Source organism: Pseudomonas sp. GW822-FHT03F08 (genome assembly GCF_058801265.1).
Genome location: NZ_JBXANC010000005.1, coordinates 386,594 through 400,109 on the forward strand (window position 1 = coordinate 386,594; position 13,516 = coordinate 400,109).

A 13,516-nucleotide genomic window follows, 5' to 3' on the forward strand; every position below is an offset into this window, starting at 1 on the left:
GCGGCCATCGCTGGCTTGCCAGCGATGAGGCCCGAACAGACAACGACAAATGTCGAGGTGAACATGTACAACTGGATCGACGCCCTCGCCGACCTGCAGAACGAGGGCGAACCCTGCGTTCTGGTGACGATCATCGAAGAGCTCGGCTCGACGCCGCGCAATGCCGGCTCGAAGATGGTCGTCAGCGCCCGCCAGACGTTCGACACCATCGGTGGCGGGCACCTGGAATACAAAGCCATGCAGATCGCCCGCGAGATGCTCGCCAGCGGCAAGCAGGACACCCATCTGGAGCGCTTCAGCCTCGGCGCCAGTCTCGGCCAGTGCTGCGGCGGCGCCACGGTGCTGTTGTTCGAACCGATGGGCCAGGTGCAGGCGCAGATTGCCGTGTTCGGCGCCGGTCATGTGGGCCGCGCACTGGTACCCTTGCTCGCCAGCCTGCCGTGCCGGGTACGCTGGATCGATTCCCGGGAAGAAGAATTTCCCGAGCAGATTCCTCACGGCGTGCGCAAAATCGTCGCCGAGGAGCCTGTGGATGAAATCGACGACCTGCCTGCCGGCAGCTACTGCATCGTCATGACCCACAATCATCAGCTGGACCTGGAACTCACTGCCGCGATCCTCAAGCGCAACGACTTCGCCTACTTCGGCCTGATCGGCTCGAAAACCAAACGGGCCAAGTTCGAACACCGCCTGCGTGATCGTGGTTTCGACGCCAGTGTCGTGCAACGCATGCGCTGCCCGATGGGCATCGGCGAAGTCAAAGGCAAGCTGCCTGTGGAAATCGCCATCTCCATCGCCGGCGAAATCATCGCCACCTATAACGCCAATTTCGGCCAGCACACCGCCAGCGCCGAACCGATTGCCAAACTGCTGCCGGTTTCCCGCCGCAGTCAGGCCGCCACACTCAAAGCCTCAAACTGATTAGAGAACCCTCATGCCTCTGACTCGCAAAGCCTACCGCGCCGCCATCCTGCACAGCATCGCCGACCCTGCCGAGGTCGGCATCGAAGCCTCCTACGAGTATTTCGAGGACGGCCTGCTGGTGGTCGATGACGGCAAGATCAGCGCCCTCGGCCACGCCAGCGAACTGCTGCCGACCCTGCCGGCGGACATCGAGATCACGCATCACAAGGATGCGCTGATTACCCCGGGCTTCATCGACACCCACATCCACCTGCCGCAGACCGGCATGGTCGGTGCCTACGGCGAGCAACTGCTGGACTGGCTGAACACCTACACCTTCCCGTGCGAAAGCCAGTTCGCCGACAAGGCCCACGCCGATGAAGTAGCGGACATCTTCATCAAGGAACTACTGCGCAACGGCACCACCACCGCGCTGGTGTTCGGCAGCGTGCACCCGCAGTCGGTGAACTCGTTCTTCGAAGCCGCCGAGAAGCTGGACCTGCGGATGATCGCCGGCAAGGTGATGATGGACCGCAACGCGCCGGACTACCTGACCGACACCCCGGAATCGAGCTACGTCGACAGCAAGGCGCTGATCGAGCGCTGGCACGGCAAGGGTCGTCTGCACTACGCCGTGACCCCGCGTTTCGCCCCGACCAGCACCCCGGAACAACTGACCCTCGCCGGCCAGTTGCTCGGTGAATACCCGGATCTGTACATGCAGACCCACATCAGCGAAAACCTCAAGGAAATCGAGTGGGTCAAGGCGCTGTTCCCGGAGCGCAAGGGCTATCTGGACGTTTACGACCACTATCAATTGCTCGGCGAGCGTTCGGTGTTTGCCCACGGCGTTCACCTGTGCGACGACGAATGCGCGCGCCTGGCGGAAACCGGTTCGGCGGTCGCGTTCTGCCCGACGTCGAACTTCTTCCTCGGCAGCGGCCTGTTCAACCTGCCGATGGCCGAGAAGCACAAATTGAATGTCGGCCTCGGCACTGACGTCGGCGGCGGCACCAGTTTCTCGCTGCTGCAAACCCTGAACGAAGCCTACAAGGTGATGCAGCTGCAAGGTGCGCGCCTGAGCCCGTTCAAGTCGCTGTACCTCGCCACCCTCGGCGGTGCGCGGGCGCTGCGTCTGGAAGACAAGATCGGCAACCTGCAACCGGGCTCCGACGCCGACTTCCTGGTGCTGGACTACAACGCCACGCCGCTGCTGAGCTACCGCCTGAAGCAGGCCAACAACATTGCCGAGACGTTGTTTGTACTGATGACGCTGGGCGATGACCGCACCGTGGCCCAGACCTATGCGGCGGGTGCGCTGGTGCACCAACGCTAACTGATCGCTTGATCGTTCCCTCGCTCTGCGTGGGAATGATCGGGAAGGCAAAAAAAATCCCCCGGTACTTTGCAGTCCGGGGGATTTTTATTGCCTGTCGATTCGCTTTAGAGCTTGGCCGCCGGACGCCCCGGCTTCTTGGTCTGCAACAGGTGCGAGAACACCGCATGCAGATCGTCCGAAGCGCTTTCCTCGTCGAGGTTGAGCTTGCTGTCGATGTGATCCATGTGATGCATCATCAGGTCCACCGCCAGCTCGCCGTTACGCGCTTCGATGGCGTCAATCAACTGGGTGTGCTCGTCGTAGGAACAGTGCGAACGGTTGCCGCTTTCATATTGGGCAATGATCAGCGAAGTCTGCGAAACCAGGCTGCGCTGGAAGCTGATCAGCGGAGCGTTCTTCGCCGCTTCGGCCAGTTTCAGGTGGAATTCGCCCGAGAGGCGGATGCCGGCGCCGCGATCACCACGGGAGAAGCTGTCACGTTCGTCGTTGACCATCTGACGCAATTCGGCGATCTGCTCGGCCGTGGCGTGCTGCACCGCCAGTTCAGTGATCGCGCGCTCCACCAGACGCCGGGCGAGGAACACCTGACGCGCCTCTTCGACGCTCGGGCTCGCCACCACCGCGCCACGGTTCGGCCGCAACAGCACCACGCCTTCATGAGCCAGACGCGAGAGTGCGCGGCGAATGATGGTGCGGCTTACCCCGAAAATTTCCCCCAGCGCTTCTTCGCTCAACTTTGTACCGGGCGCCAGGCGCTGTTCGAGGATGGCCTCGAAGATATGCGCATAGACAATATCGTCCTGGGTTCCGCTGCGGCCGGCTTTGCCTGCTCGCGGTTGTTTCTTGAGGGGTTGCAACTGTTCGTTCATGGGCACTCGAGTCGGGAAGAACGGCGGCGAATTGACCGTGACTGTAATACGGCACAGTGGGTCGCTGGCAAGTATCGCGTAAAAAACAGCGCGATTGTACACAATGGAAGGTGGCAACACGACTGTACGGCTGTTTGTGACTTCGGCTGTATTGCAACGCATCGTTACGTTTGAGTTTAGGCTTAAACCCGAAATCCGTGGCTTGAACAAGGAACGCCGCTGTCATGAACGAAATCACCCACACCCGACTGCGCCCCTTTGCGGACACATCGCCCTCCGCCATCGTCGCCGGATTCATCGCGATGATGACCGGCTACACCAGTTCGCTGGTGCTGATGTTCCAGGCCGGGCAGGCGGCGGGCCTGAGCAGCGGGCAGATTTCCTCGTGGATCTGGGCGATTTCCATCGGCATGGCGGTGTGTTCGATCGGCCTTTCGCTGCGTTACCGCACGCCAATCACCATTGCCTGGTCGACGCCCGGCGCAGCCTTGCTGATCACCAGCCTCGGCGGCGTTACCTACGGCGAAGCCATCGGCGCTTACATTACCTGCGCCGTATTGGTGACGATCTGCGGCCTGACCGGCAGCTTCGAACGGCTGGTGAAAAAGATCCCGGCCTCCCTCGCCGCCGCGTTGCTGGCGGGGATCCTGTTCAAGATCGGCAGTGAAATCTTCGTCGCCGCGCAGCACCGCACCGGGCTGGTGCTGGGGATGTTCTTCACTTATCTGCTGGTCAAACGCCTGACGCCGCGTTATGCGGTACTCGCCGCGCTGCTGATCGGCACCGCGCTGTCGGGCTTCATGGGGCTGCTGGACTTCAGCGGGTTTCACCTGGAAGTGGCGACACCGATCTGGACCACGCCGCACTTTTCTCTCGCGGCGACCATCAGCATCGGTATTCCGCTGTTCGTGGTGGCGATGACCTCGCAAAACATGCCCGGCGTCGCCGTGCTGCGCGCCGACGGCTACAACGTCCCGGCCTCTCCGCTGATCACCACCACCGGCATTGCGTCGCTGCTGCTGGCGCCGTTCGGCTCCCACGGCATCAACCTGGCAGCGATCAGCGCCGCGATCTGCACCGGGCCCCATGCCCACGAGGATCGCAACAAACGCTACACCGCGGCAGTGTGGTGCGGGATTTTCTACGGGATTGCCGGGGTGTTCGGCGCCACGCTGGCGGCGCTTTTTGCCGCGCTGCCCAAGGAACTGGTGCTGTCGATTGCCGCGCTGGCGCTGTTCGGTTCGATTATCAACGGCTTGAGCATTGCCATGACCGAGGTGAAGGAACGGGAAGCGGCGCTGATCACCTTCATGGTCACGGCGTCGGGGCTGACGCTGTTTTCCATCGGTTCGGCCTTCTGGGGGATTGTCGCGGGGGTGTTGACCTTGCTGATCCTCAACTGGCGCAAGGCTTGAGGCCTCGTTAAAAAGCAGGCATAAAAAAACGGCGACCCTCGGGTCGCCGTTTTTTTCAGTATCACTTGGCCGCGTTGATCGGCTTTTCCGGATACCAAACGTCCAGCAGCGGGCTGATTTCAGTGGTGGTCAGCTCGGAGCGGGTTTTCAGCCAGGCTTCGACAGCAGCGCGCTGCTCTTCGGAGACCGAGCCACGCTTCTGCAGGCAAACCAGACCGAAGTCGTCGCCGCCGACATAGCCCAGACCGTTGGCTTCCATGGCTTCTTTGATGAATGCTTCGAGGAAAGCGTCAATGGCTTCTTCGGACAGGTCTTCTTTGAAGCCCAGGTTCAGTTCGAAACCCAGCTCTTGAAATTCATCGACGCACAGTTTTTTGCGCAGACGCTGGGAACGGTTAGTCGCCATTGGAACAATCCTCTTAAGTAATAACGGCCGGCACTTTACCAGTTTAAGGCGGCGATTGCCCGCCTATCCGGGACGAGCGTGCGACCGCCCGTAAAAAAATAACGAATTGGCCCCCTTGCGAAAGGCACAAGCTGTTACACCTTGGGGCATAATGCCGACACTTTCATGACCACTGAGGACCTTTTCATCCATGTCCTCGTCTTTTTCCCCTCGGCTGTAGGGTTTTATTTCATATGATCAAATCGTTGCGTCCCCTGCTCCTGGCCGGCCTTCTTCTGCCGCTGGCTCTGCCCGTCTCCGCTGCCACCATCAACACGTCCCTGACCCCCAACGTCGAAAAAGCCCTCAAGGCCAGCAAGCTGCAGCCCACTGCCCTGTCGCTGGTGATGGTGCCGCTGGATGGCCCGGGCACGCCGACCGTGTACAACGCCGACGTGTCGGTCAACCCGGCCTCGACCATGAAACTGGTCACCACCTACGCGGCGCTGGAAATGCTCGGCCCCAACCATCAGTGGAAAACCGAGTTCTACACCGACGGCGACCTGAACAGCGGCATCCTCAACGGCAACCTCTACCTCAAGGGTGGCGGCGATCCGAAGCTGAACATGGAAAAACTCTGGCTGCTGATGCGCGACCTGCGCGCCAACGGCGTGACCCAGATCACCGGCGACCTGGTACTGGACCGCAGCTTCTTCGTGCAGCCGCAACTGCCGGAATTCAACGATGACGGCAACGATGAGAACAAGCCGTTCCTGGTCAAACCAGACTCGCTGCTGGTCAACCTCAAGGCCCTGCGTTTCGTGGCCCGCAATGACAATGGCCGGGTATTGATTTCGGTCGAACCGCCGATTGCCAGCATCAACATCGAAAACACCGTCAAAGCGCTCAACTCCAAACAGTGCACTGGCGGCGTGCGCTACAACCCGGTGCCGCAGGCCGATGGCAGCGTCACCGTAACCGTTGCCGGCCAGTTGGGCGAAGGCTGCAGCTCGCAGACTTATCTGTCGCTGCTCGACCACGCGACCTACACCGCCGGCGCCGTGCGGGCGATCTGGAAGGAACTGGGCGGCAGCATCCAGGGCAAGGATCGCCTGGCCCCGACGCCGAGCAACGCCAAAGTGCTGGCCCGTGCGTTCTCGCCGGACCTGGCGGAAATCATCCGCGACATCAACAAATACAGTAACAACACCATGGCTCAGCAGCTGTTCCTGAGCCTGGGCCAGAAATTCCGCAACGACGCCGACGGCGATGACGCCAAGGCGGCGCAGCGCGTGGTACGTCAGTGGCTGGCGAAGAAAGGCATTACCGCGCCGCACCTGGTGATGGAGAACGGCTCCGGCCTGTCCCGTGCCGAGCGCGTCAGCGCCCGGGAAATGGCCGCCATGCTGCAAGCCGCTTGGCATAGCCCGTACGCCGCCGAGTACATCAGCTCGCTGCCGATTGCCGGCACCGACGGCACCATGCGCAAACGCCTGAAGACCACCGCGATGCGCGGCGAAGCCCACGTCAAGACCGGCACCCTGAACACCGTGCGCGCCATCGCCGGCTTCAGCCGCGACGTCAACGGCAACACCTGGGCGGTGGTGGCGATCCTCAACGACAAGGCGCCGTTCGGTGCATCGTCGGTACTGGATCAGGTGCTGCTGGATCTCTACAAACAGCCGCGAGCGCCGCAGACGGCTTCCGTTCTGTAAGCCGCCCCGGCAAGATCGTTCCCACGCAGTGCGTGGGAACGATCACATGGCAAACCGGATCAGTTCATCTGCCGCTCGACCCGATCCCGCCCACCCTGCTTCGCCGCGTAAACCCCCGAATCCGCCCGCAGCAACAGCGCATCCGCGCCCTCTCCCGGCCGCCAACTGGCAATCCCGAAACTGGCCGTCACCACGCCCACCACATCCACCGGCGCACCGCGCAGGCCTTGCCATAGCTCCACGGCCAGCATGTACGCGTGATCACCGTCGATGTCCGGGCACAGCACCATGAACTCCTCGCCGCCCAGGCGACAGAACACGTCGGTACGCCGCAGGCGATGGCCGATGCGCTCGCACACCGCCTGCAACACCCGGTCACCGACCGCATGGCCGTACTGATCGTTGATCCGTTTGAAGTGATCGATATCGAGCATGATCACCGACAGTTCGCCGCCTCCGCGCTCGACCCGGGCCATTTCAGTGGTCAGGCGCTCCTGGAAATAACGCCGGTTGTGGATGCCGGTCAGCGCATCGGTCACCGACAGTGCGCGCAACTCTTCTTCCACCCGCTTCAGGTCGGAAATGTCCGAGATGTAGCCATGCCACAGCACGCCGCCACCCGGCAGTTCCTCGGGAGTCGCTTCGCCGCGCACCCAGCGCAGGCCGCGTTCGGGCAATTGCACGCGGTATTCCTCGCGCCACGGGCTGAGGTTGTCCGCCGAGGCGCGGATCGATTTGCGTACGCGGCTGACGTCCTGCGGATGAATGCGGGTAAAGATTGATTCGGCATTGAGCAGCAACACATCGGGTTCCAGCTCGTAGATCTCGCGGATGCCGTCGCTGGCGTAGATCACGCTGAAGCGCCCGTCGAATTCCATCTTGAACTGATAGATCCCGCCCGGAACGTGGGCGCTGAGTTTTTTCAGCAGAACGTCCCGCGCCGCCAACGCTTCGTGGACGCGCTTGCGCTCGGTGATATCGATGCAGATCGCCAGGTGCCCGACCCACAGCCCCTGCTCATCGAGCACCGGGGTGGCGAGCATGTTTACCGGCAGATGACTGCCGTCCTTGCGCACCAGCGTCCACTCGCGTGCCTCATGCCCGCCGACTTCGCCGCCCTCCACCAGCATCGCCTGGCAGGTCGGAATGCTCTTGCCATAGCGGGCGCTCAGTTCCGCCGCACGGGTGATCAGCTCCCGGGGGAAATGCAGGTTTTCCAGGGTCATGTGGCCGACCACCTCGGCGCTGCGGTAACCGAGCATCTGCTCCGCACCGGGGTTGAAGGTGTTGATCACGCCGCGCAGGTCAGTGGCGATGATCGCCACTTGAGTCGCCGCGTTGAGCACCCCGCGCAACTGGCCGTGGGTGCCCCGCAGTTCCTGTTCACGCTCATGCAGTTCCTGGGTGCGCAGTTCGACCATGCGCAAGGCCCGCTGACGCTGACTGACCAGCACGTACAGCAGCGCGCTGAGCAGCAGGCTGAGCAAACCGCCGAGGACCACCACGCTGCCAACCGACGAATGGTTGGCCTGCAGGAAGGACTCGCTGGGCGAGATATCGACCTGATAGTCGTGGTCGGCCATGCGCACCAGCCGCGTGGCTGACAGATCACTCGGCGCCGGTTCATTGGTCGATTCGAACAACACCTCGTGCTGATCGTTGGTCGACAGATCGAGGATCCGTACCGACAGGTAATCATGCAGCGCGTCCGGCAGGCCATCGGCGAGCAACTGGCGCATGCTGATCACCGCCATCACATAGCCGAACGACTTGGGCTCGCCCTCGCGCAGTACCGGCGCCACCAGCAGCACGCCCCGCGCATAGGCCGGCTCGATGCTGACCAGATGCATCGGCTGCGACACCGCCAGGCCGCCGAGCTGATCGGCACGTTCCAGCGTCGAGCGACGCAACGGCTGGGCCAGCAAGTCATAACCCAGCGGTGAACCGAGCCGGCTCTGGGTCTGGCTGTACACCACGACGACGTATTCATCCCGGGCCGCCGCCAGTTGCAGCTCACCGCGGGCATTCAATTCACGCACGCTGAAGGTGGGCAGGCCTTCGTCACGCACCCGCTGCTCGAACGCGGCGCGCTCGGAACCGCTCACCCGCAAGGCGAACGAATAGGCCTGGGTGCGCAGCAATAAAGGTTGGGTGTAGCCGTCGAATTCGGCGCGGGACACCGATTCGGAGTTGGCGAAGAACCGGCGCAGGCCATCGAGGCGTTGCTCCTGATCCTGAAAACGTTCTTCGATGCGGCTGTAGCGCTCATTGGCCAGCAGTTGAAAACGCTGGCGCAACTGGCTGTGAAACTGATTGAGGGTGGCCCAGGCGAGCAGCCCCGTGAGAATCCCGCCGGCGAGCAATACCAGCAGCGCGACCAGCCAGGCCGAGACTTCTTCGCTGATAAAACCCAGGATCTTTGGGCGCACGGGGTGCAACGACATAAGGGCCACTCACTACGCCAGTACTTGCGGGATAACCCCATTGGCCGTGAGTGAGTTATAGCTATTAGCCACTAATTTGGCTAGCTCTGATCGGATCCAAGAGCCTTAAAAATCAAGGCTCTGTGGATCCAACTGATCAGAGTGTCAACGGGCCGTGATTTTCCAGGCGCGGTGGATCTTGCCGTTGCGGGCGAAATCCGGATCGATGGTGCTGGCGGTGATTTCCTCGACCGCATAACGCTCGGCCAGGTTGTCTTCCAGCTGGAACTTGCGGAAGTTGTTGGAGAAGTACAACACCCCGCCCGCTGCCAGTCGGGCCATGGCCAGGTCGATCAACTGCACCTGATCACGCTGCACGTCGAAGATCCCTTCCATGCGTTTGGAGTTGGAGAAGGTCGGCGGGTCGATGAAGATCAGGTCGTACTCTTCCCGGCAGCTTTCCAGCCACGCCATCACATCGCCCTGCTCCAGACGGTTCTTGTCGGAGAAGCCGTTGAGCGACAGGTTGCGGCGTGCCCAGTCGAGGTAGGTTTTCGACAGGTCGACGCTGGTGGTGCTGCGCGCGCCGCCCTTGGCGGCGTGCACACTGGCGGTCGCGGTGTAGCAGAACAGGTTGAGGAAGCGCTTGCCGGCCGCCTCTTTCTGGATCCGCATGCGCATTGGCCGGTGATCGAGGAACAACCCGGTGTCGAGGTAGTCGGTGAGGTTCACCAGCAGCTTCACGCCGCCTTCGGTGACTTCGTTGAACTTGCCCTGGGCCGCCTGACGCTCGTACTGCTTGGTGCCGCTCTGACGCTCGCGGCGCTTGACCACCACGCGGCTCTTGTCGATGTTCAGCGCCTGCGGGATGGCAGCCAGGGCGTCGAACATGCGGATCGAGGCCTTTTCCGGGTCGATCGATTTAGGCGCGGCATATTCCTGAACGTGCACCCAGTCGTGGTACAGGTCGATGGCCATGGCGTATTCCGGCATGTCCGCATCGTAGACGCGGTAGCAGTCGATGCCTTCGCGCTTGACCCACTTGCCCATCGCCTTGAGGTTCTTTTGCAGGCGGTTGGCAAACATCTGCCCACCTTCGCTCAGGCGCGGCTGCTCGATCACCGGAGCCGGGGCCGGCGTCGGTTTGATCGGGTTACCGTTCTTGTTGTACTTGCGTTCTTGCGGCTCGTCCGGCGTCTGATCGTAAGCGGCTTGCTCGCGCTCGGCCTGGCGCTGCTCCGGGGTGCGACGCTCGCCGGTGACGAACTGATCCGGCAGCACTTTGATCAACAGCAGCTTGCACGGCAGCGCGCCGTTCCAGAACGAATACTGTTTGTGGCTGCGGATGCCCATGCGCTTGCCCAGGTCCGGCGCGCCGGTGAACACCGCCGCTTCCCAGTTCAGGCAGGCCTGACGCAGACGCTCGCCGAGGTTCTGGTAGAGGTACAACAGGCTGGCTTCGTCACCCAGACGCTCGCCGTACGGCGGGTTGCAGATCACCAGACCTTTCTGGTTCTGGTCCGGGCGCGGTTCGAAGGTTGCCACTTCACCTTGGTAGATCTTGATCCATTCGCTCAGGCCGGCGCGTTCGACGTTGTTGCGACCCGGCTGAATCAGCCGTGGGTCGGCTTCATAACCACGAATCCACAGCGGTGGCTTGGCCAGACCGGCAGCAGCACGCTCGGCAGCTTCTTCATGCAGTTTCTTCCACAGCGCCGGTACGTGACCGAGCCAGGCGGTGAAGCCCCACTGCTCGCGACGCAGGTTCGGCGCCATGTCGGCGGCGATCATGCCGGCTTCGACCAGGAACGTGCCGACACCGCACATCGGGTCAGCCAGCGCGCCACCTTCGGCGGCAATGCGCGGCCAGCCGGAACGGATCAGGATCGCCGCCGCGAGGTTTTCCTTCAGCGGCGCAGCGCCCTGCTGCAAGCGGTAGCCGCGCTGGTGCAGGCTGTGGCCGGAGAGGTCGAGGGACAGGATCGCTTCGCCGCGATCCAGACGCAGGTGAATGCGCAGGTCCGGGTTGAGCTTGTCGATGCTTGGGCGGTCACCCTGCGGGGTGCGCAGTTTGTCGACGATGGCGTCCTTGACCTTCAAGGCGCCGAAGTGGGTGTTGTCGATGCCCGAGCCGTGGCCGCTGAATTCAACGGCCAGGGTGCCGTCGGCCAGCATGTGGTCCTGCCACTCGACGTCGAGCACGCCGTGGTACAGGTCTTCGGCGTCTTTCATCGGGAAGCGCTTGAGCACCAGCAACACGCGGTTGGCCAGACGCGACCAGAGGCACAGGCGATAAGCGGTTTCCATGGTCGCCATGCCACGCACGGCGGAGGTGTGCTCGCGGGCTTCTTCAAGGCCAAGCCCGACGGCTTCCTCGATGAGCAGGCCTTCAAGGCCTTTGGGGCAAGTGAGGAAGAGTTCGAAACGGTCGGACATGGTTTTTCCAGAGCCTTTGGCTAATGAACCGGCAACGCATTGCCGATCCGGTTTTCAATCAGGCGCTTTTCTACAAGAGCGCCCGCGTGGCACGAAGGTGTGCCGTTCCATCCCCGCTGCTCGGGTTAAAAGAGCTTAGATGCCGGGACAGATAAAAAAGTTGATGCAACAAAATGACTCAAAGCAACCCTTCGTCGAAAAGTACCCGACGGTAAACGTGGGTCATTCTCACTAAGGAATTAAACCTGTCATACAGTGCAGGGCCGATCATACCGGGGTTTGGTGAATAAACATTCATGAAACCTGGCGTTACTTATCGCCATAGCATCCTTTTCGTTACGTCCTTATGACAAAACGGTCATTCCCTCGATGTGACTCATTGGTTAGAACTGGACACAGGTTGACGTCGCAACGGCGTCAACACCTTGGCTCGCCACGCCGGCAGCGAACCGCCAACGGCAGAGTTTTTCTGCCAGACCTCAATTGAGGTCGACGCGACAAAAACAGTCAACAAGTGAGGGAAACACCCTATGAGAAGACTTAAGCGTGATCCGTTGGAAAGAGCATTTTTGCGCGGATATCAATATGGCGTTGGTGGCAAATCCCGTGAGCTTTGCCCATTTACTCTACCGTCGGTACGTCAAGCCTGGATCAACGGCTGGCGAGAAGGACGCGGCGACAACTGGGACGGTATGACCGGCACTGCGGGAATCCACAGACTCAACGAACTTCACGCCGTCGGCTGACACAGGGCACTTATTCCGACACGACAATCTGATTTCGCAACACCCTGATCACCATGCACGTCCTTCCCGGACGGCGGGCTACGGCCCAGGGGCTCCTTCGAGGAGCCCTTTTTTATGCCTGCCTTTTTATGTCCGAAGATCAGCGCTTGGCAGCGATCGCGTCCACGGATTCACGGATCAGCGCCGGGCCCTTATAGATGAAGCCGGAGTAGATCTGCACCAGGCTCGCGCCGGCAGCGATCTTCTCGGCCGCATGCTTGCCTTCGGTGATACCGCCCGCCGCGATGATCGGCAGCTTGCCGCCCAGCTCGGACGCCAGCACTTTGACCGTGTGGGTGCTCTTCTCGCGAACCGGCGCGCCGGACAGACCGCCCGCCTCGTCACCGTGTTCCATGCCTTCGACGCCCACGCGGCTGAGGGTGGTGTTGGTGGCGATCACCGCGTCCATCCCGGTTTCGATCAGTGCTTGCGCGACTTGTGCGGTTTCTTCGTCGGTCATGTCCGGCGCGATCTTGATCGCCAGCGGTACATGTTTGCCGTGGCGCAGGGCCAGTTCGGCGCGGCGCGTGGCCAGGTCTGCCAGCAATTGCTTGAGCGAGTCGCCGAATTGCAGGCTGCGCAGGCCCGGAGTGTTCGGCGAACTGACGTTGACCGTGATGTAACTGGCGTGGGCGTAGACCTTGTCCAGGCAGATCAGGTAGTCATCGACCGCACGCTCGACCGGGGTGTCGAAGTTCTTGCCGATGTTGATCCCCAGCACGCCTTTGTATTTGGCCGCCGCGACCCGAGTCAGCAGGTTATCCACACCGAGGTTATTGAAACCCATGCGGTTGATGATCGCCTCGGCTTCCGGCAGGCGGAAAATCCGTGGTTTCGGGTTGCCCGGCTGTGGGCGCGGAGTCACGGTGCCGATTTCGACAAAACCGAAACCCAGCTGCGCGAAGCCGTCGATGGCCGCGCCGTTCTTGTCCAGACCGGCCGCCAGACCCACCGGGTTCGGGAAGTCCAGGCCCATGACGTTCACCGGCAGCGACGCCGGCGCCTTGCACAGCAAGCCGTTGAGGCCCAAACGCCCGCCCGCGCCGATCAGATCCAGCGACAGATCGTGGGAGGTTTCCGGGGAAAGTTTGAACAACAGCTGACGGGCCAGGGTGTACATGGGCGGCTATGACTCGGGCGGCGAAAAGAGGCGGCGATTATAGCCGGGCATCACCCCGCCGCGCGAGGCACACACGCAAATCCCCTGCACTGGCATATGCCTTGCACCTTCCCCTGCATCAGCCCG

10 protein-coding genes are annotated in these 13,516 nt (G+C 61.9%); 5 read left to right on the top strand and 5 right to left on the bottom strand.

What is annotated here, in order from left to right; translation table 11 throughout:
* Nucleotides 1-63: 63 nt before the first annotated feature.
* Both xdhC and guaD read left to right on the top strand, forming a co-directional pair.
* On the top strand, nt 64-921 hold the full coding sequence (gene xdhC / locus AC1RME_RS15195) for a xanthine dehydrogenase accessory protein XdhC (protein ID WP_493091527.1): 858 nt from the start codon (nt 64-66) through the stop codon (nt 919-921).
* Between the two features lie 13 nt (nt 922-934).
* Nucleotides 935-2,239, top strand: a complete 1,305-nt coding sequence (gene guaD, locus AC1RME_RS15200; protein ID WP_096822506.1) for a guanine deaminase — start codon at nt 935-937, stop codon at nt 2,237-2,239.
* A gap of 107 nt (nt 2,240-2,346) precedes the next feature.
* Here guaD and AC1RME_RS15205 read toward each other — a convergent pair whose 3' ends face one another.
* Complete coding sequence (locus tag AC1RME_RS15205) at nt 2,347-3,111, bottom strand: GntR family transcriptional regulator (RefSeq protein ID WP_064378756.1); 765 nt, start codon at nt 3,109-3,111, stop codon at nt 2,347-2,349.
* Between the two features lie 224 nt (nt 3,112-3,335).
* On the opposite strand from AC1RME_RS15205, the gene AC1RME_RS15210 reads away from it, so the two are divergent.
* Nucleotides 3,336-4,526 carry a benzoate/H(+) symporter BenE family transporter gene (locus tag AC1RME_RS15210; protein ID WP_096822507.1) on the top strand — a complete coding sequence of 397 codons (1,191 nt, stop codon included), beginning with the start codon at nt 3,336-3,338 and terminating at the stop codon, nt 4,524-4,526.
* Nucleotides 4,527-4,587: 61 nt separating this feature from the next.
* On the opposite strand, the gene AC1RME_RS15215 is transcribed toward AC1RME_RS15210, so the two are convergent.
* Nucleotides 4,588-4,932 (bottom strand): YggL family protein, encoded by a 345-nt coding sequence (locus AC1RME_RS15215; protein ID WP_011333263.1) that lies wholly within the window; start codon nt 4,930-4,932, stop codon nt 4,588-4,590.
* Between the two features lie 233 nt (nt 4,933-5,165).
* On the opposite strand from AC1RME_RS15215, the gene dacB reads away from it, so the two are divergent.
* Nucleotides 5,166-6,626, top strand: a complete 1,461-nt coding sequence (gene dacB / locus AC1RME_RS15220; RefSeq protein ID WP_096822508.1) for a D-alanyl-D-alanine carboxypeptidase/D-alanyl-D-alanine endopeptidase — start codon at nt 5,166-5,168, stop codon at nt 6,624-6,626.
* A 59-nt stretch (nt 6,627-6,685) separates the two neighbouring features.
* On the opposite strand, the gene AC1RME_RS15225 is transcribed toward dacB, so the two are convergent.
* Together AC1RME_RS15225 and rlmKL are read right to left on the bottom strand one after the other, a co-directional pair.
* A complete protein-coding gene (locus tag AC1RME_RS15225; protein ID WP_096822509.1) occupies nt 6,686-9,070 on the bottom strand; it encodes a sensor domain-containing diguanylate cyclase in 2,385 nt (794 codons plus the stop codon).
* 144 nt (nt 9,071-9,214) lie between these two features.
* Nucleotides 9,215-11,485, bottom strand: coding sequence for a bifunctional 23S rRNA (guanine(2069)-N(7))-methyltransferase RlmK/23S rRNA (guanine(2445)-N(2))-methyltransferase RlmL (gene rlmKL, locus AC1RME_RS15230; RefSeq protein WP_096822510.1), 2,271 nt, complete (start codon nt 11,483-11,485; stop codon nt 9,215-9,217).
* 530 nt (nt 11,486-12,015) lie between these two features.
* Between rlmKL and rmf the strand changes: the two genes are divergently transcribed.
* Nucleotides 12,016-12,231, top strand: coding sequence for a ribosome modulation factor (rmf, locus tag AC1RME_RS15235; RefSeq protein ID WP_003223300.1), 216 nt, complete (start codon nt 12,016-12,018; stop codon nt 12,229-12,231).
* 139 nt (nt 12,232-12,370) lie between these two features.
* Here rmf and AC1RME_RS15240 read toward each other — a convergent pair whose 3' ends face one another.
* Complete coding sequence (locus tag AC1RME_RS15240) at nt 12,371-13,390, bottom strand: quinone-dependent dihydroorotate dehydrogenase (RefSeq protein ID WP_096822511.1); 1,020 nt, start codon at nt 13,388-13,390, stop codon at nt 12,371-12,373.
* Between the last annotated feature and the right edge of the window lie 126 nt (nt 13,391-13,516).